Here is a 23467-nt window from a genome sequence, read left to right on the forward strand (position 1 = left end):
GTGGTGGTGAACCCCGAGACCCCCGCCCGCGACCAGCTCCGCTCGGCCGGACTCCGGGTCACCCAGCCGCGGATCGCGGTGCTCGAATGGCTCGCCGGACACCCGCACTCCACCGCCGAGCAGGTCGCCACCGCGGCGCGGGCCCGGCTCGGCGCGGTGTCCACCCAGGCGATCTACGACGTGCTCAGCGCCTGCACCTCGGCCGGCCTGCTGCGCCGGATCGAACCGGCCGGGCACCCGGCCCGGTTCGAGACCAGGACCGGGGACAACCACCACCACCTGGTGTGCCGCCAGTGCGGGCGCACCGAGGACGTGGACTGCCTGCGCGGGGACAAGCCCTGCCTGGACCCCGGGGACACCGCGGGCTTCGCCGTGGACGAGGCCGAGGTCGTGTTCTGGGGCCGGTGCCGGAACTGCCGGTAGTGGGCCGAGTGGGCACATCGGGTCACCGGGCCTACTACCCTCGGCCTGGTGACACTGCCCGGTCAGGACCCGTTAGAGGACACCAAACGCGCCACCCAGACCGCGCTGGAACGCGCGGTGGGCGAGGGCAGGCTGACCCTGGAGGAGTTCGCCGCGCGCGCCGACACGGTGTGGCGCGCGGACACCCCGGCCGAGATCGCCAGCGCGGTGGCCGACCTGCCCGCGCCAGTCGCCCCTGCCCTGCCCGCCACCGAGGGCGCGGTCAAGGTCAGCATCAGCTCGATCTTCGACGACGTGCGCCGCAGCGGCCGGTTCACCCTGCGCTCGGGCACCAAGGTCAGCGCGGTCTTCGGGGACGCCAAGGTGGACCTGCGGCAGGCCGTGATCAGCGAGCCGGTGGTGGAGCTGACCGTGTTCAGCTGCTTCGGCGACGTGGTGGTCACCGTGCCCAAGGGCGTCCGGGTGGAGGTCGACGGCTCGGTGGTCTTCGGCTCGGAGCGGGTCGAGCTCTCCGCCGAACCGCCGCTGCCGGGCAGCCCGCTGATCCGCCTGCACGCGCGTTCGATCTTCGGCGATGTCAAGGTGCGCGACCAGCACTGGACCGAGCGGGTGAAGGGCTGGCTGGACCGGCTCGCTTGACCTCCAGCTAGGTGGAGGTCGTAGCGTGCGATCCGGGTCGGCCGAGGGAAGGAAGTTGTACGGATGACGGTCACCGTGGTGGGCATCGGCGGGTCGCTGCGCGCGGACTCGCAGTCGCAGCGCGCGCTGGACCTGGTACTGGCCGGGGCCCGCGAGGCAGGTGCGAAGACGGTCGCCTTCACCGGCCCCGAACTGGTGCTGCCCTTCTACGACCCGGCGGTGCCCGAACGCCCTGAGCACGCGGTCCGGATGGTGGAGGCGCTGCGCGCGGCCGACGGCGTGGTGCTGGTCTCGCCCGGCTACCACGGCACGGTCTCCGGCCTGGTGAAGAACACCCTGGACTACATCGAGGACCTGCGCGGCGACGAGCGCCCGTACCTGGACGGCCGTGCGGTCGGCTGCGTGGCCACCGCGATGGGCTGGCAGGCCGCGGTCACCACGCTCACCGCGCTGCGCTCCATCGTGCACGCGCTGCGCGGCTGGCCCACCCCGCTGGGCGCCGCGCTCAACTCCCGCGAGGTGCGCTTCGACCCCGAGGGCGGCTGCACGGACACCCAGGTCAGCGAGACCCTGCGCACCATCGGCCAGCAGGTGGCCGAGTTCGCGCTGCGCGGCAGGCATCAGCCTGAGGGCCGACCTGACGTGCTACTCCGTGCCGATGAGGACTGAGCGGCCCGCTGGCTAGCGTGGACGGCGTGACTGAGCCAAGCGCCATCCCCGCCGTACCGGCCGGACCGGAGCTCGACGGTGTCCGCGACCGCGCCCAGGCCACGCTGGAACGCGCGGTCGGCGAGGGCAGGCTGACCCTGGACGAGTTCACCGACAAGGTCGACCTGGTGCTGCGTGCCGGGTCCGAGGCCGAGGTCAACGCCGTGCTCGGCCAGCTGCCCGCCCCGGTCACCGCGCCCGCGGCCAAGGTGGTCAGCCGCCAGTCCGTCTTCGACGACGTCTCCCGCAGCGGCCGCTTCGCGCTGCCCACCGGGGCCACCGTGTCCTCCTTCTTCGGCGACGTCGAGCTGGACCTGCGGCACGCGGTGATCACCGACCCGGTGGTGGAGGTGCGCACCTGGACCTGGTTCGGCGACATCGTGGTCACCGTGCCGGAAGGGGTCGAGGTGGAGGTCAGGAGCGGCCTGGTCTTCGGCGACGAGGAGGTCGAGCTGGCCGACGTGCCGCCGGTGCCCGGCGCGCCCAAGATCCGGATCAAGGCCTGGACCACCTTCGGCGACGTGCGGGTGGCCAGCCAGGCGGGGTGAACCCCCGCACATCGCGTTTCCCGCCCCTGAACAGCGGAAAACCCCATCACGCACCCACCACACAAGGAGGCGTGATGACCACCAGCCCGATCAAGAGCCCGCTCGGCCCCGCCGAACGCGATGCCACCGGGGCCGTGCTGCAGGCGGCACTGGTCGACCTGATCGACCTGTCGCTGATCGCCAAGCAGGCGCACTGGAACGTGGTCGGCCGCCAGTTCCGCGACGTGCACCTCCAGCTGGACGAGCTGGTCGCCGCCGCCAGGAACTACACCGACCAGGTCGCCGAGCGCGCCTCCGCGATCGGCGTCTCCCCGGACGGCCGGGTGGCCACCGTGGCCGAGACCTCCGGTGTGCCCGCCTTCCCGGACGGCTGGAAGAAGGACACCGACGTCATCGGCGCGATCGTGACCACCCTGGACACCCTCATCCAGCGGATGCGCGCCCGGATCGACGCCACTGACAAGACCGACCTGGTCACCCAGGACCTGTTCATCGAGATCACCGGCAAGCTGGAGGAAGCGCACTGGATGTGGCAGGCCCAGCTCGCCTGAGCCGGACCTGCGCCTGCGCGGCGGCCGCGAGTTCGCGGCCGCCGCGGCGCGGGCTCACCCGGCGGCCAGCACCTGCCTGGCGAAGTCGATCTCGGCCGCGGTCTGCCTGGTGGTCTCGGCGATCACCAGCGAGCCGTGGCCTGCGTTGTACCGGTAGACCCGGTACTCCGCGCCCCGCTCGGCCAGCCGGTCCAGGTAGTTCTCGATCTGCCGGATCGGGCAGCGCGGGTCGTTCTCCCCGGCCAGCACGAGCACCGGCGCGGTCACCTTGTCCACGTAGGTGATCGGCGAGGACGCCTCGTAGCGCTCCGGCAGCTCCTCCGGCGAGCCGCCGAACAGCGCCCGGTCGTAGGCCCGCAGCGGCTCCATCTCGTCCTCGTAGGCGGCCACGTAGTCCGCCACCGGCACGCTGGCCACCCCGGCCGCCCACAGCTCGGGCTGGGTGCCCACGGCCAGCAGGGTCAGGAACCCGCCCCAGGAGCCACCCGCGACCACGCACTTGGCCGGGTCGGCCAGGCCGGAGCCCACCGCCCAGGCGTGCACCGCGGCCACGTCCTCCAGCTCGGTCAGGCCCGGCCTGCCCTCGATCGCGTCCCGCCACACCGAGCCGTAGCCGGTGGAGCCGCGGTAGTTGACGTGCACCACCGCGAACCCGGCGTCCACCCAGGCCGCGCGGTAGGCGGAGAACCGGTCCTCATCCGCCGAGTGCGGCCCGCCGTGCAGGTCGAACACGGTCGGGAACGGCCCCTCGCCCTCGGGCCGGGCCACCAGCGCGTGCACCGTGCCGCCGGGACCCTCCACGAACGCGTCGTCCAGCGGCACGCTCTCCGGGGCCCGCTCACCCTGCGGCTCCAGCAGCACCCGGTCCACGCCGTCCGGCCCGATCGCGCGCACCGCCGGCGGCTGACCGGAGAAGGACCAGGAGTACTCCACGGTGCCGTCCGGGCGCACCTCGGCCGAGCTGACCACGCCCCGAGCAGTGTCCACAGTGGACAGTTCGCCGGTGGTCAGGTCGTAGCGGTGCAGGGTGTTGCGGGCCTGGTAGGTGTGCGAGATCAGCAACGCGCTGCCGTCGGGGTACCAGTCGCCGACGATCTCACCCGGCAGGTCGATGCTCAGCTCGACCTCGGTGTCGGCCTCGACATCCCACAGCAGCAGCTCTTCCTTGCCGCGCCGTTCGTGCAGGATCAGCACCCGCTGGTCGCCGGGCACCGGGCTGAAGGCCAGCGCGTCCAGGCCCTTGCCCTTGCCGTCCCACTTCTCCGCCACCGTGCTGCCGTCGTCGGTGCGCAGCACGCGCAGCGCCGGGTGCCGGGAGTCGCCGTGCTCGGAGTGCGAGATGACCAGGAACGTCTCGTCCTTGGCCAGCGAGCCCACCCCGCCGTCGTGCTCGTTCTGGTACACGACCTCCGACGGCCCGCCGTCCCTGGAGATCCAGATGGTGGTGCCGTCGTCGGTCGCGGTGCCCAGGGCCACCACCCGGTTGCCCAGGGCCAGCCCGGCCGGGTAGGCGTCCGGGGTGCCGGGCAGCGCGGGCACCGGCGCCGCGCCACCGCCGTAGGGCTCGCTGACCCAGTGGCCGAACTCGTCGCCGTCGGTGTCGGCGAACCACCAGATGTGCTCGCCGTCGGGGGTGAGCGTGGCGCTGGTGGTCCCGTTCTTGCGGTTGGTCACCTGCCGGTGCGTGTCGCTGTCCCGGTCCCAGGCGTAGACCTCCCACACGCCGCCGAGGTTGGAGAGGTAGAGGCTGCGCTGCGGCGCGTCCTCGGCCCAGCCCGGCCGCGACACCCTGGGCGCCGCGAACCGGGCTCGCCACCTCGCCTCGGCCACCGGATCGGGGAAGAGCTGGTCGGGGACCTGTGCGGTCGGATGCTGGCTCACGCCCCCGATCCTAGATACCGCTACTCCACGATGACGTCGGTCCGCAGCCCCGGCGCCTTCAGGATCTCCGTTCGCGTGAACCGCTCCGGCACCCAGCCCTTGCGCACGTACAGCTCGGTCTGGTCGAAGTGGTGCGGCGAGGTGGGGTCCGCCGCCTGCGAGTAGGTCAGCACGGTCTGCGTGCGCGGCCCGTTCTTGCCCAGCTGAACAGCCATGATGAAGCTGGACCCCATCTCAACCTTGCCGTACGTGCCGTCCGCCCCGAGCTTGGTGGTGGTCGGCTCGGTCACGTTGAAGCAGCCCTCGAAGCCGGTGCAGCCCTGGATCGGCAGCAGCTTGCGCGAGGGGATGTCCCGCTGCGCCTTGCCGAGCTCCAGCGTCAGCGGCAGGCCGAGCCCGGTCAGCCGCTGCACCCCGTCCGCGATGGCCGTCTTGACCTTGGGTTCGGCGGTGTTGAGCGTGTGCGGGGTGCGCACCGGGTCCTTCGGGTCGAACGGCACCGCGAACTTGTTCCGCAGCGGCACGATCCCCGCGTAGACCTCCCGCCACAGCACCGAGCCTTGGCTGCCGGTGTCCATCTTCAGATCCCACTTGGCCAGCACCGCCCCGGCCGCGCGCACGTCCACCTGGGCGCCGTCGGAGGCGGTCAGCACCGGGTTGGCCTCGATCAGCCCGACCACCGCGTCCCGGAACAGCTCACCGGTGAGCGTCCGGTTGCCCAGCATGGTCTGCTGCAGGCTCGGCAGGTCGAACCCGGCCGGACCGAACCCGTCCGTGCCGTTGCGCCGCTGCTCCACCATCAGGTGGGACAGCCGGTCCCGCGGCGAGCGGGGGCCCGCCTGCTCGCCGTACATCCGCGGGTAGCCGGTCAGCGGCGCGGTGGCGTTGGTCAGCCAGGCCGACTCGTTGGAGTTGTGCACGTAGTCCGCACGCTGCTGCGCGGGCTGCTGCTTCGGCCCGAACACCCCGGGCGTCACCGCGTCCGGGTCACTGCCCCAGCCGCACTCGGCCCGCGAGCCGTTGAGGATCACCCGGTGGGGATAGGCGGCCCGCCCCGCCGGGGTGTCCACGCATCGCTGGGCGTGCTCGTCGGTGACGTGCGGCACCAGCGAGGCGTCGGTGTAGTAGCTCTCGCCCTTGCTGTCCGCGGCGATGGTGTTGATGAACGGGGACCCCTGAACCCGGTGCAGCGCCGCCCGCACCCCGGCCACGTCCTTGGCCCGGCCCAGCGCCAGCTCCTGGTCCACCGCGCGCACGTTGTCCTCATTGGACCCGCGCACCGCGAAGGCCGACCCGGCGGTCCACCCGTCGGCCAGCACCGGCCCGTACCGCGACCGGTACAGCACACGCTCCACAGTGGACAGCGCACCATCCGCGCCACGCACCTGGACCCGCACGGCCTGCCGGGTCATCGGCTCTGTTTTCCCGTCCACCACATAGGAAGTGGGGTCACCGGGCGCCAGCTCCAGCTCGAACAGGGTGAACCGCCTGGCGAAGGACACGGTGTGCGTCCACGCCATGGACTCGTTGTGCCCCATCGCGATCATCGGCAACCCGCTCAACGCCGCCCCGGCCACGTTGAGCTTGCCCGGCACCGTCAATTGCGCCTGGTACAGCCGTTTCGGCCCGGCCCACGGGAAGTGCGGGTTGGCCAGCAACATCCCGCTGCCGTCCCGGGTCGCCGCCCGCCCCAGCCCCCACGCGTTGCTGCCCACCGGCTGCATCTCCGCAGCCGCGGGCACCCCCGGACTCCCTTGGCCCACAGGCGGTTTCGCGTTCGCGATCTGCCCGGCGAAGGAGGACACCCCGGTCAGCTGGCTGGTGTCGTAGACGTTGCGCCACACATCCAGCTCGGTCAGCGGCCGCACCCATCCCTTGCCCCGGCAGGTCGGATCCGGCAACCGCTCCACCCCGGTCTCCCGCAACCGCCGGTTGAACCCGGCCACGTACCCGCGCACGGTCTCCCTGGCCTCCGCCGACGGCCCACCCGGCGCTGCCAGCAGCCGTTCCAGCCGCCCGGTGTCGTTGGACGCCCGGAAGTAGAGGTCGCTCTCCAGGTTGGTGAAGCTCCCGGCCCCGGTGTTCACCCGCCCATCGGGCCCGAAGTGCGCCGCCCGCTCCCCGGCCAGCGTGGTCACGTAGTCCGCCATCAGGCACAGGTTGTCCTGCGCATAGGCGTAACCGAACCCGTAACCCGCCGACCCCATGTCCACCCCGGTGATGTGCGGCACCCCGTACTCGGTCCGCTGGATCACCGCCGCATACCGCTGCCCATCCCGCAAAGCCAGCTCCGGTTCCGCCGACGCGGGCGTCACCAGCACGGTGCTCGCCAGCGCGGTGACAACCGCCCCCAGTACAAGTCCTCTTCGCATGGAGGCAGTCAACCGATCTTGCCGACTCCGCACACCAGGAGAACCACCTAGGTGGCCCCCGGAGCCATTCGGTTCAGCACCCGGAAACGACTTTGGGCCGCCACCGAATGTTCTCGGTGGCGACCCAAAATGTGGTCGGGGTGACAGGATTTGAACCTGCGACCTCTTCGTCCCGAACGAAGCGCGCTACCAAGCTGCGCCACACCCCGGTGGAACTGGTCGAACGAAGAAAATACTAGCGGATGTTCGCCCGTACTCCGAATCGGGGGTTCCCACCGGCCCTGAGCAGGCTCGGGTCGGTCTCCGCCGACCGCGGCACCAGCGTCAACAGGCTCGCCTCCGGTGGGCAGGCGAACCGCGCGGGCGCGTACGGCGAGGTGCCCAGACCGGCCGAGACGTGCAGCCAGGTGCGCTCGCCCCAGCGGGAGGCGCCCTTGACCCTGGAGCGGTCCAGGCCGCAGTTGGTGACCAGGGCGCCGTAGCCAGGCACGCAGAGCTGGCCGCCGTGGGTGTGACCGGCCATGACCAGGTCGTAGCCGTCCTCGGCGAAGGCGTCCAGCACGTGCGGTTCCGGCGAGTGGGTCAGGCCAAGGCGCAGGTCGGTGTGGTGGTCCGGCCTGCCCGCGATCTCGCTGTACTGGTCGCGGTGCAGGTGCGGGTCGTCCACGCCGGCGGCCTGGATGCTCAGGCCGGCGATGGTCAGGTTCCGGCGGACGTGGGTGAGGTCCTGCCAGCCGCGTTCGGTCAGCGCGGCGCGCAGGTCGCGCCAGGGCAGCGGGACGCCGTGCACGCGCTTGGTCTTGCTCGAGGGCAGCAGGTAGCGGGCCGGGTTCTTCGGCCTCGGCCCGTAGTAGTCGTTGCTGCCCCAGACGAACAGGCCGGGCAGGTCCAGCAGCGGGCCCAGCGCGCGCAGCACCGCGGGCACCGCCTTGGGGTGGGCCAGGTTGTCGCCGGTGTTGACCACCAGGTCGGGCTCGAGCTCGGCCAGTGCGGCCACCCAGCGCTGCTTGGACTGCTGGCCGGGCAGCATGTGCAGGTCGGAGACGTGCAGCAGGCGTAGCGGGCGGGCGTTGTCGGAGAGCACCGGCAGCGTCGCGTGCCGTAGCGTCCACATGCGCCGTTCGATCGCGGTGGCGTAGCCGAGTGCCGCGCCGCCGAGTGCCGCCGTGCCGAGCAGGATCCGACCCAGGGTGTTCACCCTTACCAGGGTACGTAATGCGCCGTGGTGGCTTTTTCGCAGGAGTAACCTGCCTGGTCATGGCGGAGCTGAAGGCGAAACTACAGGCCGATCTGGCCGCGGCGATCAAGCAGAAGGAAACCCTGGTGGTGGCGTCGCTGCGGATGGCGCTCGCGGCGATCACCACCGAGGAGGTCTCCGGCAAGGCCGCCAGGGAGCTGACCGACGACGAGGTGCGCAAGGTGCTCACCCGCGAGGTGAAGAAGCGCAAGGAGGCCGCCGAGGCCTTCGCCGGCGCCGGGCGGGCCGAGCAGGCCGCCGCCGAGCGCGCCGAGGGCGAGGTGCTCTCGGCCTACCTGCCCGCGCAGCTCACCGACGAGGAGCTGACCGAGCTGGTCGGCCAGGCGGTGACCGAGCTCACCGCGCAGCTGGGCGAGAAGCCCGGCCCCAAGCAGATGGGCCAGGTCATGAAGGCGGCCAACGCGAAGGTGGCCGGCCGCGCCGAGGGCGGCCGGGTGGCCGCGCTGGTGAAGGCCAGCCTGCTCGGCTGAACCGGCACGCGAGAACGGGGTCCGTCCACTGTGGACGGACCCCGTTTCCGCTTGTGCGCCTTGGTCAGCCGCCGCCGGTCGGCTCGACCGGATCGATGGTGATGCCGCCGGTGGGCGGCGGTTCCGTCTCGCCGGGCGGCGGCTCGGTGGTGCCGGTGGGCGGCGGCACCACGCCGGTGCTCACCCACAGCGTGATCGTCTCCCCCGGCAGCGCCGCGCCGCGCGGGTTCTGCCCGATCACGGTGCCCTTGGGCTGAGCGCCGTTGCGGTTCTGGGTGGTCACCTTGTACCCGGCGGACTGGAGCTTCGAGGTGGCCTCGTTGACCATCATGCCCACCACGTTGGGCACCTTGGCCTCGTCGCCGCCGTTGAGGTAGCGCGGATCCGCGCCGGGCAGCTGCTGCACCGGCTGGTCGCCGTGGATGGCGCCCATCGCGTCGAACCAGGTCGGCGCGGACACCGAGGAGCCGAAGATGCCCCCGTTGGTGTTGCCGCCGCACAACCGGGGCGGGTTGCCCTTGCAGATCACCTGCGGCCGGTTGCCGTCGTTGAAGGTCAGCACCGCGCCGGCGTACTGCGGGGTGGCGCCGACGAACCCGGCGGACTTGTGGTCCTGGGTGGTGCCGGTCTTGCCCAGCATCGGCCGGTTCCACTCCTTGGGCCGCGCGCCGGCCGCGGTGCCGCCGGGCAGGTCGTCCTTGCTCAGCCCCTGCACCAGGCCGTTGGCCAGGCCCTCCGGCACCGCCTGCTCGCACGGGGCCTCGTTGAGCTGGAGCGGCTTGCCGTTGCGGTCCAGCACCTGCTCGATCGGGCTCGGCGGGCACCACACGCCGCCGCTGATCATCGTCGCGGACACGTTGGCCAGCTCCAGCGTGCTCACCGCGGCCGGGCCGAGGGTGAACGCGCCCTTGTTGTTGCGCCAGTAGTCCGACTGCGAGCGGTTCAGATCGTCCCGTTTGGACTTGGTGTCCGGCTTCACCCCGGCCACGTTGAGCTGCATGGTCTCCCGCAGCCCCAGCCTGCTGGCCATGTCGACCACCGGGCCCATGCCCACCCGCTCCTCCAGGATGACGAACCCGGTGTTCGGCGAGGTGGCCAGCGCGGTCTGCAGGGTCATCTGGGGCGGGTAGCTGTCCCCGGCGTTGCTCAGGCAGTACCAGCGCTCACCGCCACCGGCCGGTGGACAGCGGGTGGCACCGCCCTTGAACACCTTGGAGGTGTAGGAGGTCGGGGTGTCGATGGTGTTGTTGATGCCCATGCCGCGCTCCAGCGCCGCGGCGGCAGTGAAGATCTTGTAGATCGAGCCCGCGCCGAACTTGTTCGCCGCCGCGCTGGGCAGCGCGTAGGTGGTCTGCCCCTTGTCCTGGTCCAGGCCGTAGTCCCGGTTGGCCACCAGGGCCAGCACCTTGTGCTTGTCCTTGCCCGGCTGCACCACCGCCATCGTGTTGGCCACCCCGTTGGCGTCCTTGGGCACCCGGCCCTGCACCGCCTTCTTCGAGGCCTGGGTGACCCTGGGGTCCAGGGTCGTCCTGATGGTGAAACCGCCGCGCTTCAACGTGTCCTCGGAGTAGCCGATCTTGGCCAGGTAGTCGATGACGTACTTGCAGAAGAACCCGTTGTCCGGGCCGGCGCCGATGCAGCCGTAGGGCGGGTTGCGGAAGTCCGGGGTGGTGCCCAGCGGCTCCTTCTTGGCCGTCTCGGCCACGTCCACCGGGATCCGGCCCTGCCGCCCCATCTCGCCGATCACCAGGTTCCGCCTGGTCAGCGCGGCCTCGGGGTTGCGCTTGGGGTTCAGGCCGCTGGGCTCGTTGACCATGCCGGCCAGCAGCGCGGCCTGGGCGATGGTGAGCTTGTCCGGGGTGGTGTCGAAGTAGGTCTTGGCCGCCGCGGCCACCCCGTAGGTGCTCGCGCCGAAGGGCACGATGTTGAGGTACCTGGTGAGGATCTCGTCCTTGGTGAGCTTGCGCTCCAGTTGCAGCGCGATGCGCATCTCGCGCAGCTTGCGGGCCGGGGTCTGCTCCTGCGCCTTGGCCTGCTCGACCTTGTTCGTGGCCACCACGTGCATCAGGTAGTTCTTCACGTACTGCTGGGTGAGGGTCGAGCCACCCTGGGCGACCTTGCCCTCCACCGTGTTGGTCACCAGCGCGCGCATCGCGCCGCGCCAGTCCACGCCCTCGTGGTCGTAGAAGCGCTGGTCCTCAATGGACACGATCGCGGCCTTCATGGTGTCCGCGATCTTCTCCGGCCCGGCGAGCACCCGGTACTGGTCGAACAGGTAGGCGATCTGGTTGCCCTGGGCGTCGAGCACGGTGGTCAGCAGTGGCGGGTCCTTCTGGACCAGGTCCGAGGAGATGCTGTCGACTGTGTCACTAGCGCGGTTGGAGACCACCCCCAGCGCGCCCACCGCAGGGAACAGCATGCCGGCGAGTAGCACTCCAGCCAGCACACATAGCCCCAACAACTTGACCAAAGCCGCCCGCACGCCCACGCGGGACAGCGTACGCTTCACCCATTTTGGTGACCCGATTCACACACTTTCGAGTGCTGGGATGTAACGGGTAGGCAAACCCGTCTTGGACCTGGAACCAGAACCCTCTACAGTCCGTCAACGTCGAACGACAGCACACCGGCGGGTGCGCCACTCCCGTGGCACACCTCATGCGGACCTCGGAGCTGGGGAGCACCGAGCGTAGTCGCGACGACGCGTAGGAGCTGGGGGAACATGGAGTTCAACCAGGGGGACTGGCGAGTGCGGGCCTCGTGCAGGGATGAGGACCCGGACCAGCTTTTCGTCCGAGGTGCAGAGCAGCGCAAGGCCAAGCTCGTCTGCATGGGGTGCCCCGTGCGGACGGAATGCCTGGCTGAGGCGCTGGACAGTCGAATCGAGTTCGGTGTCTGGGGTGGCATGACCGAGCGGGAGCGCCGTGCTCTGCTCCGCCGCCGTCCGGACGTCGTGTCCTGGGCGGAGCTGCTGGAGTCCGCCCGCCGCAAACACCTTGACTTCGACGAGGTCGAGGAAGCCGACTACCGCGTGGGCCTGCCCGGCTGATCGTCTCCCGGTACGCCGGTCACCGACCCTCCAGTCACCGACCGGCCAGCCGGGCGCCGATCTCACGCAGTCCGTCGATGTCGTGCACATCGGCGGGCAGTGCGGGCACCCCGATCATCGCCACGCCCGGGTGAGCCTTGGTGAAGCGAGCGAGCAGCCTTCGCTCACGCTCCGCTACGGCCACCCGGTCCGCGTGCAACCGCAGCACGGCCGCGGCCAGCGGCGCCGAACCGGCGCGTTCGAGGTCCTCGGCCGCGGCGAGCGCGCGCGAGGCGGGCAGGTCGGCGAACACCGGGTGGGTCCGGTTGGCGACCAACCCGGCCAGTGGCATGCCCTCACCGGCCAGCCGGTCCACGAAGTAGGAGGCCTCGCGCAGCGCGTCCGGCTCCGGCGCGGCCACCACCAGGAACGCGGTGCCCGGCGAGCGGAGCAGCTCGTAGGTGGCCTGCGCGCGCTGCCGGAAGCCGCCGAACATGCTGTCGAAGGCCTGCACGAACGCCGAGGCGTCGTTGAGCAGCTGCCCGCCGATGATCGTCGAGATCACCTTGGTGAACAGCCCGAAACCCGCGCCGACCAGCCGCCGGATGCCCCGCCCACCGGCGCGGGCCGGCGCGGACAACATCCGGATGATCTTGCCGTCGAGCACCGTGGACAGCCGCTGCGGCGCGTCCAGGAAGTCCAGCGCGGACCGGCTCGGCGGGGTGTCCACCACCACCAGGTCCCACTCGCCGGTGTGCGCCAGCTGCCCCAGCTTCTCCATCGCCATGTACTCCTGCGTGCCGGAGAACGAGGAGGAGATGGTCTGGTAGAAGGGGTTGCGCAGGATCTGCTCGGCCCGGTCCGGCCCGGCGTGGGAGAGCACCATCTCGTCGAAGGTGCGCCGCATGTCCAGCATCATCGCGTGCAGCGAGCCCTCCGTCCCTTCCGGACGGTCCACCACGGTCACCTCGCGCGGGTGGTTGCCCAGCTCGGTCAGGCCGAGGGACTGGGCCAGCCTGCGCGCCGGGTCGATGGTGAGCACCACGGTGCGGCGGCCGCGCTCGGCCGCGCGCAGGGCCAGCGCCGCCGCGGTGGTGGTCTTGCCGACCCCGCCGGAGCCGCAGCACACCACCACCTTGGTCTGCGCGTCGTCCAGCAGGTCGTCGATGTCCAGCAACGGCGGACGGGCGTTCACCGGACCCCCTGCTCGATCAGCAGCTCGCTCAGCTCGTACAGCCCCGCGGTGTCCACCCCGTCGGTGAGGTCGGGCAGCTCGACCACGGGCAGGTCCACCTCGGCCAGCTGGTTGCGGGCGCTCAGCTCGGCCCGCACCCGGATCGCGTGCTCCACCGTCTCGTCCACCAGCCCGTCCACAATGGCCTCGTCCAGGTTCAGACCGGCCGAGAGCAGCCCCGACTTGATCCGGGCCGCGTCCACCCGGCCACCGGCCGCGGCGCCCACCGAGCGCGCGGGCAGCCGGGGCGGGCGCACCCTGTTCATGATCACCGCGCCGGGCCGCAGGTCGGCGGCGTCCAGCTCGCCGACCGCGTCCATGGTCTCCCGCACCGGCATCTCCTCCAGCAGGGTCACCAGGTGCACCGCGGTGTCCCCGGAGTGCAGCAGCCGGATCACGCCCTCGCTCTGGTTGCGGATCGGGCCGACCTTGGCCAGATCGGCCATCGCCCTGGTCACGTCCAGGAACTTGACCACCCGGCCGGTCGGCGGCGCGTCCACCACCACCGCGTCGTACTCGTGCCGCCCGCGCTCGCCGGTGCGGCCGACGCACTCCTTGATCTTGCCGGTGAGCAGCACGTCCCGCAGACCGGGCGCGAGTGTGGTGGCGAACTCCACCGCGCCCATCCGGCGCAGCGTCCGCCCGGCGAAACCCAGGTTGTAGAACATGGACAGGTACTCCAGCAGCGCCGCCTCGGCGTCCACCGCCAGCGCCCGCACCTCGCCGCCGCCGGGCGCGGCCGCGATCCGCTCCTCGGAGTAGGGCAGCGGCGCGTGGTCGAAGACCTGGGCGATGCCCTGCCTGCCCTCCACCTCCACCAGCAGCACCCGCCGCCCGCCGGTGGCCAGCGCGAGCGCCAGCGCGGCGGCGATCGTGGTCTTGCCGGTGCCGCCCTTGCCGGTGACTATGTGCAACCGGGCGCGGCTGAGCTCCTCGGTCCAGGCCATCACAGTGATCAGCCTAGGTCGGCGGGCGCGCGCGTGCGGCTTCTAGCCCGCGAGCATGAGGAAAAGCACGGCGATGGCCTCGGCGGCCACCAGCGCCCAGGCCCAGGTGGAGGGCAGCGCGAAGGCCACCAGCAGGGCCAGCCCGGCGACCACCGCCACCGAGATCAGCCCGGCCTGCACCACGGCCGCGTGCGTGGTCCGCTTCCGGTCCCTGACCTGCGCCATGGCGACCAGGGTGAGGATGAGTCCGCCCACGATGAACAGGACGGTCGCGGTGATGCGCCAAGTCTCCACGCGATCACGGTATCCGGTCGGGCAACCGAACCACCCGCAACTAGGCTCTTGGCCATGACGAAGTGGGAGTACGCCACGGTTCCGCTGCTGACCCACGCGACCAAGCAGATCCTCGACCAGTGGGGCGAGGACGGCTGGGAGCTGGTGTCGGTGCAGCCGGGACCCACCGGTGAGCAGCTGATCGCCTTCCTGAAGCGCCCGAAGGGCAACTGAGCATGGCCGGCTGGAAGCAGCGACTGGTCGAACTGGGCATCGAGCTGCCCGCGGTGGCCGCCCCGGTGGCCGCCTACGTGCCTGCCGTGCGCAGCGGTCAGCATGTCTACACCTCGGGCCAGCTGCCCATGGTGGCCGGCGCGCTGGCCGCGACCGGCAAGGTCGGCGCCGAGGTCAGCCCGGAGGAGGCCAAGCGGCACGCGCGCACCTGCGTGCTCAACGGCCTGGCCGCCATCGACGCGCTGGTCGGGCTGGACTCGATCGCCCAGGTGGTCAAGGTGGTCGGCTACGTTGCCTCCGCGGACGGCTTCACCGGCCAGCCCGCGGTGATCAACGGGGCCTCCGAGCTGCTCGGCGAGGTCTTCGGCGAGGCCGGGGTGCACGCACGGGCCGCGGTCGGGGTGTCCGAGCTGCCGCTCGGCGCGCCGGTCGAGGTCGAACTGATCGTCGAGATCGCCTGATCCGCTGACCCGCCGCCACCGGTGTGGCGGCGGGTCCCCACCTCAGCCCGGCAGCGCGGCCAGCGCGTCCACCAGCGCGGACCGCTGCTCCTTGGCCAGCAGCCGGTAGGGCCGGGCGGCCATCCGGTCCGCGCGGGTGTCGATCCGCTGCTTCACCGGGTCCTCGCCGGACAGCTCGGCCGCCTGTGCCGCGCTGAGCCCCTCCGCGCCGGCCGCCGCGGTGTGCGTGTCCACCCGGTGGTAGCGCAGCGCGCACAGCCCGTCGACCAGCCGGGCCGGCGCCGTGCGCGCCGAGCGGGCGCCCACCCAGGCGTCGAAGGCCGCACCGTCGGAGGTGCCGACCGCGCCGCCCACCACCAGCTCCACCAGGGACAGCGCGAGCTCCGGCTCCGGCCACAGCCTGGCCGCGGTCCGGTCCACCACCTCCACCACCTCGCGCAGCATCGCCACGCACCGCGGCGCGGCCAGCACCGCCCGGCCCTGCCGGCACAGCCAGCCCTGCGCGGCCAGCTCGTCCAGCACCGCCTCCAGGTCCGGGGTCCGCGGGTGCACCGCGTGCGCCACCGGCAGCAGCACCGGCCCGGACAGCAGCAGGGTGCGCAGCTCCAGCAGCAGCTCCCCGCCGTCGGGCAGCCCGTGCTCGGCGGTCACCGCGGCCCCGCCGCCCGCGGCCGCGGCCTGGTAGATCGCGGTGAGCAGCCGGTTCAGCTGCCGGTGCACCGCCCGCGCGGTGAGCACCGAGTCGGTGGCCTCCCAGGCCCACAGCTGCGGGTCGCCCGGCTCGGCCCCGCCGCCGCGCAGCCGCAGCGCGGTGGCGAAGCAGTGCCGGGCCGCGGCCCACTCGCCCGCGTCGTAGTAGCACTGCCCGGCGTGCTGGAAGATGAAGTGGAAGTGCGTGCCCAGCTCCGGCGTGCGGCTGCCGTCGACCAGGCAGCGGTCGAACTCGGCCATCGCCTCGGCGAAGCGGCCCTGCCACTGGAACACGTGCGCCAGCCTGCTGCGCGCCAGCACCTCCGAGGCGGCCGGACCGTGCTCCTCGGCCAGCCGCAGCGCGGTGGACAGGTGCCGCTCGGCCAGGTCGAGACGGCGCAGGATGCGCGCGGCCACCCCGATCATGGTGTGGTGCTGGCGGGCCACCGCCGGGTTGCCCGGCACCGGCTGCGCGGCGGCCCGGTCCAGCCAGGCGGTCAGCGCGGCCGGGTCGTCCGAGCGTTCCCACAGGGTTTCCGGGTCGATGTGGTAGGCGAACAGCGGGCTCGCCATCGGGTCTGTCGGTTGTGCCGTCACGGTCTCAGGCGACCCACCCGGCGCGGCCGACGATGTCGTCGAGCACCCGTTGCAGGTGCAGTCCCCTGCGCACGTCGCACGGGTGTTCGGTGGCACCGCAGTCGATCAGCGCCAGGAACTCGTCCAGCAGCGCGGTGAAGCAGTCCTGCGCGCTGAACTCGCCGCCGCCCAGCGCCCGGTGCCCGTGCTGCCCGTAGACCGCGATGTCGACCACGCTGGGCTGGATCGGCAGCCGCAGGGACAGGGTGAGCGTGCTGCTCGCGCCGCCCTGGTGGCCGAGTACCAGGTGGCACAGGTCGTCCTGGCCGCGGTGCGCGGCGATGACCTGCTCGACCGGGCCGAGTGCGGCGTCCAGCAGGTCGATGGCGTGCGGGCCGATGTCCAGCACCGCGCCGTCGGTCTGCCGCCACGGCGAGGCCGAGTAGGGGCCGCCGAGCACCGCGCCGGTCAGCCAGCGCACCGAGCCACCGGTCCAGCCGCCCAGCCGGTGCAGCTCGGCCAGCCAGTCGCGGACCTCGGGGGAGTAGCGCCGGGTGAGCAGCAGCAGCGAGGCCAGCCCGCGCCCGGTCACCTCCTCGGTCAGCCGCCGGGCCTGCTCCACGTTGCCCGCCAACGGCTTCTCCAGGATCAGGTGCTTGCCCGCCCTGGCCGCCTGGAGCGCCAGCTCGCCCTGCACCGCCGGTGGCACCGCGAACGCGACAGCGTCCACAGTGGACAGAAGTTCGTCGAAGGAGTCCGCGGTCCGCGCGCCGTGCGGCTCGGCGAGCTCCTTGGCCGCCGCCCGCCGCCGGGCCCACACCGCGGCCAGCCGGGTGCCAGGGTGATCCGCGATTCCTGGCGCGTGCACGGCCCGCGCCCATGGACCCGCGCCGACCAAGCCGATCTTCAGCTGTTCGTCCACGGGCACATCCTGCCGGGTTTCACCGCGAGTCGCGGAACACCCTCACCGGAACTTCGATCCGGCCGCCCTCGGCGAACTCCAGCCGCACCGCCTCCCTGGCCCACCGCACGGTCATCCCGGTGTCGGTCCGCCAGCCCTTGGGCACCTCGACCACGTGCCCGCGCGGCACCTCGTCGCCGTCCCTGCGCCCCAGCCACACCTCGAACGACCGGCCACCGGAGACCAGGGTGCCGACCCGCTTGACCGCCAGCGCGTGGCCCTCGTAGCCCCCGGCGGCGGCCACCGCGGTCGGCGGCGACTGGAGCTGCACCGTGGTGCGCACCGGCAGCAGCAGCGCGAGCGCGACCACCACGGTCAGCACGGTGCCCAGCACCGCACCACCCAGCACCAGGCTCAGCTTGAGCAGGCAGCCCGCGCCCCGCCACCGCGGCGGGGATGGGACGTTCGGCACACTCACAACCGACATCCTGCCCCCCTACTCTGGATCACATGCCGCAGCTGCCCGAGGACATGGTCCTGCCGGAGGGATTTGTGCCGACGCAGGCTCCCCAGCCACCGGCCGAGCCCCGCGACTCGGCGACCGTGGCCCTGGTCAGGGACACCGAGGGCGGCCCGGAGGTGTTCCTGCTGCGCCGGGTGCTCGGCATGGCCTTCGCCGGCGGCATGACCGTCTTCCCCGGCGGCGGGGTGGACAAGCGGGACGCGGACACCTCGGTGGCCTGGGCCGGGCCGACCCCGGCCTGGTGGGCGCGGAAGTTCGGCTGTTCCGCGGAGCTGGCGCGGGCGCTGGTGTGCGCGGCGGTCCGGGAGACCTTCGAGGAGGCCGGGGTGCTGCTGGCCGGGCCGGACGCGGACAGCGTGGTCGCCGACGCCACCCCGTACGCCGACGCCCGGCAGGACCTGGTGGAGCGCAAGCTGTCGCTGGCGGAGTTCCTCACCGAGGCCGGGCTGGTGCTGCGCGCCGACCTGCTGCGGCCGCTGGGCAACTGGGTGACCCCGCCGGAGGAGCCGCGCCGCTACGACACCCGGTTCTTCCTGGCCGCGCTGCCCACCGGCCAGCGCGCCGACGGCAGCACCACCGAGGCCGACCACGCCGCCTGGCAGCGCCCCCAGGACGCCATCGCCGACTGGGCCGCCGGGCGCAGCGGCCTGATGCCGCCGACCTGGGTGACCCTGTCCCAGCTGGCCGAGCACCGCGGCGTGCGCGAGCTGCTGGCCGTCGAACGGGTCATCACCAAGATCACGCCGAGGGTGGTGCGCCGCAACGGGAACCTGCACGTGGCGCTGCCCGGCGACGCCGACTACCCGGAGGCATCGTGACCCACCCGGCCTACGGCACGCTGCGCCAGGTCACCCCGAACGCGGCCGTGCTGCTCGCACCGAACCCGAACGTGATGACCCTGGACGGCACCAACACCTGGCTGCTGCGCGCCCCCGGCACCGCCGAGTGCGTGGTGGTCGACCCTGGCCCGCTGGACGAGGACCACCTGGCCAAGGTCGCCGCGCACGGTCCGGTCTCGCAGGTGATCATCACGCACCACCACGGCGACCACACCGACGGCGCGGCCCGCTTCGCCGAGCTGACCGGCGCGCCCACCCACGCGGTCACCCCCGCGCACCGGCACAACGGCGGCGGCGACCTGGTGGACGGCCAGCTCATCGAGGCCGCGGGTCTGCGCCTGCGGATCTGGGCCACCCCCGGCCACACCGCCGACTCGGTCTGCGTGCTCGTCGAGGACGACGGCGCCATGCTCACCGGCGACACCGTCCTGGGCCGGGGCACCACCATCGTGGCGCACCCGGACGGCCAGCTCGGCCCGTACCTGGACACCCTGCGCCGCCTGATCACCCTGCCCGCTGGCACCAGGGCGCTGCCCGCGCACGGCCCCGAGCTGCCCGACCTGGCGCATGTCGCCAGCTACTACCTGACCCACCGCGAACAGCGCCTGGACCAGGTCCGCCAGGCCCTGGCCACCCTCGGCCAGGACGCCTCCGCGCGGGCCGTGGTCGAGCTGGTCTACGCCGATGTGGACAAGTCGCTGTGGCCGGCCGCGGAATGGTCGGTGCTGGCTCAATTGGCTTACCTGCGCGGCTAGTTCGGCTGCCGCAGCGGCACCACCAGGTACCGCAGCCGCACCGCCGGCGCCGTGACGTGGCTGAACATGGTGCCCCTGATGCCGGGCTGGATGTCGATCCGCACCTCGTCCCCGCCGAACCAGCGCAGCGTCTCCAGCAGGTACTTCGCCTGGTAGCCGCGGCTGACCCGGTTGCCGTGCACCCCGGCCTTGATCGTCTCCTCGGCCTCCCCGGCCTGCGGGTCGCTGCCGCGCACCCGCAGCTCGCCGTCCCCGGTCTCCAGGGTCACCGCGCCGCGCGCGCCGGCGTACGGCGCGACCCGGCGCACCGCCCCGGCCAGCGCGGCCCCGTCCAGGGTCAGCGAGCACTCGACGTCGCGGGGGAACAGCTTGTCCTCATCCGGCAGCGCACTGGCCAGCACCGCGGTGGTGACCGTGGCCGAGTCCCAGGTCAGCGCGGCCCGGTCGGCATCGGCGTGCACCGTCACCCGCTCGGCGGCGCGTGCCTGCTTGGCCACCTCGGTGAACAGCGCGGCCGGGATCAGCACGTCCAGGTCCTCGTCCACACCGATCCAGGGCAGGTCGGCCGCCGCCATCCGGTACCGGTCGGTGGCCACCGCCACCAGCCGCCCGGCCTTGGCGCGCAGCCGCACCCCGGTGAACACCGGCAGCGCGTCGTCCCGGCTGGCCGCCGAGGCCACCGGCAGCACCGCCGCGTGCAGGTCCGCCCCGCGCACACTGCCGGCCGCGGCGGGCGGCGCGGGCACCCCGGGATGGCTGTCCGCGGCCAGCAGCGGCAGCGCGAACCGGCCGCCGGGCGTGCGGATGGCCAGCCTGCTGCCCTCCACCACCAGCCGCACATCGGGCGAGTCCAGCGCGGCCAGCGTCTCGGCCAGCGGCTTCGCCGGCACCAGCACCTGCCCGTCGGTGTGCGCCACGGCCTCGGCGTGCAGGCGCACCCCGCGCTCCCGGTCGGTGGCCGCCAGCGTCACGCCGGTGGCGTCCGCGGTCAGCAGCAACCCGGCCAGCACCGGGTCGAGGGTGCGGCCGGGCAGCAGCCGGGACAGGTCGGCGGTGGCGGCGGCCAGTGCCGCGGTGGTCGCGGTCAGGTCCAGGGACATGCGCGCACGCTATGCCCGCGCACCGACACTTTTGGGCGAGCACGCAGAGTGATCAACTTATTACACTGGAGCTCGTGGGGGAGAAGAAGCGTGAACCGGCGATCACGGTGGCCATCCTGACCACGGCGGGGGCGCTGCTGGGCACGATCATCACCACCGGCGGCGGCCTGCTGACCGGCCTGCTCAAACCCGGCGGCGAGACCGTCAAGACGGAGACGGTGACGGTCCACCCAGCCCCGGCCGGGGCCGGGGTCGCGAACGGCGAGCTGAGCCTGCTGGAGCTGGAACCGCTCAGCAGCGGGCCCTTCACCAAGGAACCGGCCAAGGTCTCCGGCCAGCTGGTCGGCGAGGCGCTCAGCCAGAACTACGTGCAGTCCGGCGTGCTCTACGTGCAGCACTACCAGGCGCCTGCGGACTACCGCGGCTTCCACGCGCAGCTGGCCGTCGACGACCGCAGCGACCACGAGGGCCCGGTCCTGTTCGAGCTGCTGGACGAGGCGGGCAAGCCGGTGACCGGCAAGCGGGTGGCCAAGGGGAAGACAGAGGAGATCACCGCGCCGGTCGCGCCGGGCAAGAAGTTCTCCCTGCACGTCTCCGCGCAGACCGGGGGAGCCCAGGTGGCCTGGCTCCGCCCGGTGCTGCGCAGGTGACTCAGCGGGTGACGGCGACCTTGGCCGGGACCGCGCAGTCCGCGGCCGAGACCGAGGGCAGCGCGTCCCGCACGGTGCGCCGCCGCAGCCACACGCCACCGGCCAGCAGCAGACCGGCCACGGTCGCCGCGGCGAAGGCCAGCGGCGGGCCGGAGAGCTCGATCAGCTGGCCGCTGATCGACTGACCGGCGGCCAGGCCCAGCGTCACCGAGGTGATCACCCAGCCGAAGGCCTCGGTGGAGCTGCCCGCGGGGGCGACCTCGTCCACCGCCAGGGAGTGCGCGGTGGCCTGCGGGGTGATCAGGGTGCCGACCACCAGCAGCGCGATGGCCAGCCCGGCCAGCGAGGTCTGCCACACCAGCAGCAGGATCAGCAGCGAGAACGCGCCGAGCAGCACCGGCAGGCGCAGGTACATCGGGCGCGGCACCGGGCGCAGGCCGTAGAGCACGCCGGCGACCACCGAGCTGACCGACCACAGGCTCAGCAGCATGCCGCCCACCGAGCTGGGGTGACCGGCCGCGGTGACCGCGGCCGGGACCGCGATCTCGACGAATCCGATGGTCACGCCGAAGCCGAAGGCGGCCAGCGCCACCGTGCGCATGCCGGGGTTGAGCACGCCGAACAGGCCGGTTCCGCCCCGGGGCTCGGTGCTGCGCCGCCAGGCCCGCACGGCCGGGGTCAGCGCGAAGCCGACCGCGCCGATGACCATCGAACCCGCGCCGATCACCACGCCGGTGCCCGCCCACGGCAGCGCCATGAGCAGACCGGCGATGGCCGGGCCGAGGATGAAGAAGACCTCCATGCTGATCGCCTCGTAGGAGTAGGCGGCCTGCCGGGCCGGACCCGGCGGCAGCAGCCTGCTCCACAGGCTCCGCGAGGAGGAGCTGACCGAGGGCTGGCTCACGCCGAGCGCGAGCGCGATCGGCATCAGCAGCCACACCGGCGCGCCGGCCTCCACCGCGGTCACGCCCATGGTGGTGAACAGGGCGAGCAGCGCGGCGGCGATGAGCAGCGGGCGGGTCGGGCCGAACCGGTCGACCAGGCGGCCCTGGACCACCGAGCCGATCGCGGCGCCGGTCAGCGCCGAGGCGGAGACCAGGCCGGCCGCGGCGAAGGAGCCGGTGGCCTGCCGGACGTAGAGCATGAGCGCCAGCCCGACCATCGCGACCGGGAGGCGCCCGAGCAGCGCGGCCAGCACCGGAAGGCGGGCTGCCGGGGTGCTCAGGGCCGCGCGGTAGGACGCGAAAGACACGGACTGGGACATGTGTACCAGTCTGTCAGCTCTGGTACGCGGGTACCAGTTATTTTGCGGTGCGGTTGGTCACCACACGCTGAGTCACGATGTTGTAACGAAGGTCCGGGTTTTGGGTGAATCCACGCAACTCCGGCAGGGACTTCGCCGTCCTTGAGGGTGACAGCGCTTGAACAAAACCGCTGGAAGACGCACTGTTGGCGCTGTGCCCGTCATAACTGGGCTGCTCAGGCATCCAACAGGCACATGCTTCACAATCGAACTTGAAAAAGTTCCCTCGGTGACCGGTTCGGGGCCGGGCCAAGGGACCGCGTGGCTGGTCGGGGGATTGGCCACGCACCAAAAGGAGGCTGGCGCGCCGCGTCGGGGGCGGCGTCCAGCCTCCTCTTGTGTCTTGCGTTCTCTGAAGTGCTACCGCGCCCGGCGCGCCATCCGCTCCGGGTCCAGGATCAGCACGCTCTTGCCCTCCAGCCGCAACCAGCCACGGTGGGCGAAGTCGGCCAGCGCCTTGTTCACGGTCTCCCGCGAGGCGCCGACGAACTGCGCGATCTCCTCCTGTGTCAGGTCGTGGGTGACCCGCAACAGGCCACCCTCCTGGCTGCCGAAACGCTGCGCGAACTGCAACAACGCCTTGGCAACCCGGCCGGGCACATCGGTGAAGATCAGGTCGGCCAGCATGTTGTTCGTCCGGCGCAGCCTCCTGGCCAGCACCCGGAGCAGCTGCTCCGCGATCTCTGGCCGTTTGTTGATCCACTCGCGGAGCGCAGGCCGATCCATGGTCAGCGCACGCACCTCGGTCACCGTGGTGGCCGTGGAAGTCCTCGGTCCCGGATCGAAGATGGACATCTCGCCGAACATGTCGGAAGGCCCCATGATGGCCAGCAGGTTCTCCCTGCCGTCCGGCGACTTGCGCCCGAGCTTCACCTTTCCCGACTGCAGGATGTACAGCCGGTCGCCGGGCTCTCCTTCCGCGAAGATCACATGGCTGCGCGGGAAGTCCACAGCCTCCAAAGAACTGGCCAGCGCCTCAGCGGCAGCCTGATCCACGCCCTGGAAGATGCCCGCGCGGGCCAGGGTCTCGTCCACCTCGTCCCTCCTGTCGAGACGCGACGGTCACGTGTTCTCGCCGTAGCCACTGGAGCGGGCCACGACGA

General features: G+C 72.2%; 25 protein-coding genes and 1 tRNA gene. 12 read left to right on the top strand and 14 right to left on the bottom strand.

The features are described 5' to 3' along the window. The first annotated feature begins 6 nt into the window (after positions 1–6). The 5 genes from N8J89_RS01265 (at position 7) to N8J89_RS01285 (ending at position 2869) form a co-directional block, all read left to right on the top strand. On the top strand, positions 7–423 hold the full coding sequence (locus N8J89_RS01265) for a Fur family transcriptional regulator (protein ID WP_502868401.1): 417 nt from the start codon (positions 7–9) through the stop codon (positions 421–423). Between the two features lie 48 nt (positions 424–471). Further along, positions 472–1062 (top strand): DUF1707 SHOCT-like domain-containing protein, encoded by a 591-nt coding sequence (locus N8J89_RS01270; protein ID WP_283662540.1) that lies wholly within the window; start codon positions 472–474, stop codon positions 1060–1062. A 63-nt stretch (positions 1063–1125) separates the two neighbouring features. Further along, entirely contained in the window at positions 1126–1731 is a 606-nt protein-coding gene (locus N8J89_RS01275) for an NADPH-dependent FMN reductase (RefSeq protein WP_283662541.1), read from the top strand. A gap of 26 nt (positions 1732–1757) precedes the next feature. Continuing rightward, on the top strand, positions 1758–2318 hold the full coding sequence (locus N8J89_RS01280) for a DUF1707 SHOCT-like domain-containing protein (RefSeq protein WP_283662542.1): 561 nt from the start codon (positions 1758–1760) through the stop codon (positions 2316–2318). A gap of 74 nt (positions 2319–2392) precedes the next feature. Beyond that, positions 2393–2869: a Dps family protein gene (locus N8J89_RS01285; RefSeq protein WP_283662543.1), complete on the top strand. Its 477-nt coding sequence runs from the start codon at positions 2393–2395 to the stop codon at positions 2867–2869. A 54-nt stretch (positions 2870–2923) separates the two neighbouring features. On the opposite strand, the gene N8J89_RS01290 is transcribed toward N8J89_RS01285, so the two are convergent. From N8J89_RS01290 to N8J89_RS01305, 4 genes are all read right to left on the bottom strand, one after another. Then, the gene (locus N8J89_RS01290; protein WP_283662544.1) at positions 2924–4750 is read right to left on the bottom strand and encodes a S9 family peptidase; all 1827 of its coding nucleotides are present in this window, start codon (positions 4748–4750) and stop codon (positions 2924–2926) included. Positions 4751–4770: 20 nt separating this feature from the next. Next, a complete protein-coding gene (locus N8J89_RS01295) occupies positions 4771–7122 on the bottom strand; it encodes a penicillin acylase family protein (RefSeq protein WP_283662545.1) in 2352 nt (783 codons plus the stop codon). A 132-nt stretch (positions 7123–7254) separates the two neighbouring features. Continuing rightward, positions 7255–7331: transfer RNA gene (locus tag N8J89_RS01300), tRNA-Pro, on the bottom strand. Positions 7332–7357: 26 nt separating this feature from the next. Continuing rightward, positions 7358–8311: a metallophosphoesterase gene (locus N8J89_RS01305; RefSeq protein WP_283666051.1), complete on the bottom strand. Its 954-nt coding sequence runs from the start codon at positions 8309–8311 to the stop codon at positions 7358–7360. A gap of 68 nt (positions 8312–8379) precedes the next feature. On the opposite strand from N8J89_RS01305, the gene N8J89_RS01310 reads away from it, so the two are divergent. Then, positions 8380–8850, top strand: a complete 471-nt coding sequence (locus N8J89_RS01310) for a GatB/YqeY domain-containing protein (RefSeq protein ID WP_283662546.1) — start codon at positions 8380–8382, stop codon at positions 8848–8850. A gap of 64 nt (positions 8851–8914) precedes the next feature. Here the strand turns inward: N8J89_RS01310 and N8J89_RS01315 are convergent, their stop codons facing one another. Beyond that, entirely contained in the window at positions 8915–11269 is a 2355-nt protein-coding gene (locus N8J89_RS01315; protein ID WP_283662547.1) for a transglycosylase domain-containing protein, read from the bottom strand. Between the two features lie 303 nt (positions 11270–11572). Here N8J89_RS01315 and N8J89_RS01320 point away from each other — a divergent pair, with 303 nt between their 5' ends. Further along, positions 11573–11899, top strand: coding sequence for a WhiB family transcriptional regulator (locus N8J89_RS01320; RefSeq protein WP_252486264.1), 327 nt, complete (start codon positions 11573–11575; stop codon positions 11897–11899). Positions 11900–11933: 34 nt separating this feature from the next. On the opposite strand, the gene bagB is transcribed toward N8J89_RS01320, so the two are convergent. The 3 genes from bagB to N8J89_RS01335 are packed head-to-tail and all read right to left on the bottom strand — an operon-like array spanning position 11934 to position 14353. Continuing rightward, the gene (bagB, locus tag N8J89_RS01325; protein WP_283662548.1) at positions 11934–13073 is read right to left on the bottom strand and encodes an ATPase BagB; all 1140 of its coding nucleotides are present in this window, start codon (positions 13071–13073) and stop codon (positions 11934–11936) included. Beyond that, entirely contained in the window at positions 13070–14059 is a 990-nt protein-coding gene (gene bagA, locus N8J89_RS01330; RefSeq protein WP_283666052.1) for an ATPase BagA, read from the bottom strand. Before bagA ends, bagB begins: the two co-directional genes overlap by 4 nt. A gap of 42 nt (positions 14060–14101) precedes the next feature. Then, entirely contained in the window at positions 14102–14353 is a 252-nt protein-coding gene (locus N8J89_RS01335) for a hypothetical protein (protein WP_283662549.1), read from the bottom strand. A gap of 48 nt (positions 14354–14401) precedes the next feature. On the opposite strand from N8J89_RS01335, the gene sp36 reads away from it, so the two are divergent. Then, positions 14402–14566, top strand: coding sequence for a Sp36 family protein (gene sp36, locus N8J89_RS01340; protein WP_502868402.1), 165 nt, complete (start codon positions 14402–14404; stop codon positions 14564–14566). A gap of 2 nt (positions 14567–14568) precedes the next feature. Then, on the top strand, positions 14569–15027 hold the full coding sequence (locus N8J89_RS01345; RefSeq protein WP_283662550.1) for a RidA family protein: 459 nt from the start codon (positions 14569–14571) through the stop codon (positions 15025–15027). Positions 15028–15069: 42 nt separating this feature from the next. On the opposite strand, the gene N8J89_RS01350 is transcribed toward N8J89_RS01345, so the two are convergent. Genes N8J89_RS01350 through N8J89_RS01360 form a run of 3 tightly spaced genes read right to left on the bottom strand, consistent with a single transcriptional unit; the run spans position 15070 to position 17681 of the window. Continuing rightward, positions 15070–16290, bottom strand: a complete 1221-nt coding sequence (locus N8J89_RS01350; protein ID WP_283662551.1) for a hypothetical protein — start codon at positions 16288–16290, stop codon at positions 15070–15072. A 28-nt stretch (positions 16291–16318) separates the two neighbouring features. Further along, complete coding sequence (locus tag N8J89_RS01355; RefSeq protein WP_283662552.1) at positions 16319–17215, bottom strand: Gfo/Idh/MocA family protein; 897 nt, start codon at positions 17213–17215, stop codon at positions 16319–16321. A 19-nt stretch (positions 17216–17234) separates the two neighbouring features. Continuing rightward, complete coding sequence (locus tag N8J89_RS01360; protein ID WP_283662553.1) at positions 17235–17681, bottom strand: hypothetical protein; 447 nt, start codon at positions 17679–17681, stop codon at positions 17235–17237. A 23-nt stretch (positions 17682–17704) separates the two neighbouring features. Here N8J89_RS01360 and N8J89_RS01365 point away from each other — a divergent pair, with 23 nt between their 5' ends. Further along, a complete protein-coding gene (locus tag N8J89_RS01365; RefSeq protein WP_283662554.1) occupies positions 17705–18535 on the top strand; it encodes an NUDIX hydrolase in 831 nt (276 codons plus the stop codon). Further along, entirely contained in the window at positions 18532–19311 is a 780-nt protein-coding gene (locus N8J89_RS01370; protein WP_283662555.1) for an MBL fold metallo-hydrolase, read from the top strand. The genes N8J89_RS01365 and N8J89_RS01370 overlap by 4 nt, the downstream gene beginning before the upstream one ends. Here N8J89_RS01370 and dnaN read toward each other — a convergent pair. Beyond that, positions 19308–20411 carry a DNA polymerase III subunit beta gene (gene dnaN / locus N8J89_RS01375; protein WP_283662556.1) on the bottom strand — a complete coding sequence of 368 codons (1104 nt, stop codon included), beginning with the start codon at positions 20409–20411 and terminating at the stop codon, positions 19308–19310. The two genes, N8J89_RS01370 and dnaN, sit on opposite strands and share 4 nt — an antisense overlap. A 74-nt stretch (positions 20412–20485) precedes the next feature. On the opposite strand from dnaN, the gene N8J89_RS01380 reads away from it, so the two are divergent. Next, a complete protein-coding gene (locus N8J89_RS01380) occupies positions 20486–21061 on the top strand; it encodes a hypothetical protein (RefSeq protein WP_283662557.1) in 576 nt (191 codons plus the stop codon). Position 21062: 1 nt separating this feature from the next. Here the strand turns inward: N8J89_RS01380 and N8J89_RS01385 are convergent, their stop codons facing one another. Next, positions 21063–22325 carry an MFS transporter gene (locus N8J89_RS01385; protein WP_283662558.1) on the bottom strand — a complete coding sequence of 421 codons (1263 nt, stop codon included), beginning with the start codon at positions 22323–22325 and terminating at the stop codon, positions 21063–21065. Positions 22326–22724: 399 nt separating this feature from the next. Further along, a complete protein-coding gene (locus tag N8J89_RS01390) occupies positions 22725–23399 on the bottom strand; it encodes a Crp/Fnr family transcriptional regulator (RefSeq protein ID WP_252486275.1) in 675 nt (224 codons plus the stop codon). Positions 23400–23467: the final 68 nt, after the last annotated feature.

The sequence above is a fragment of the Crossiella sp. CA-258035 genome, assembly GCF_030064675.1.
Lineage (GTDB): Bacteria > Actinomycetota > Actinomycetes > Mycobacteriales > Pseudonocardiaceae > Crossiella.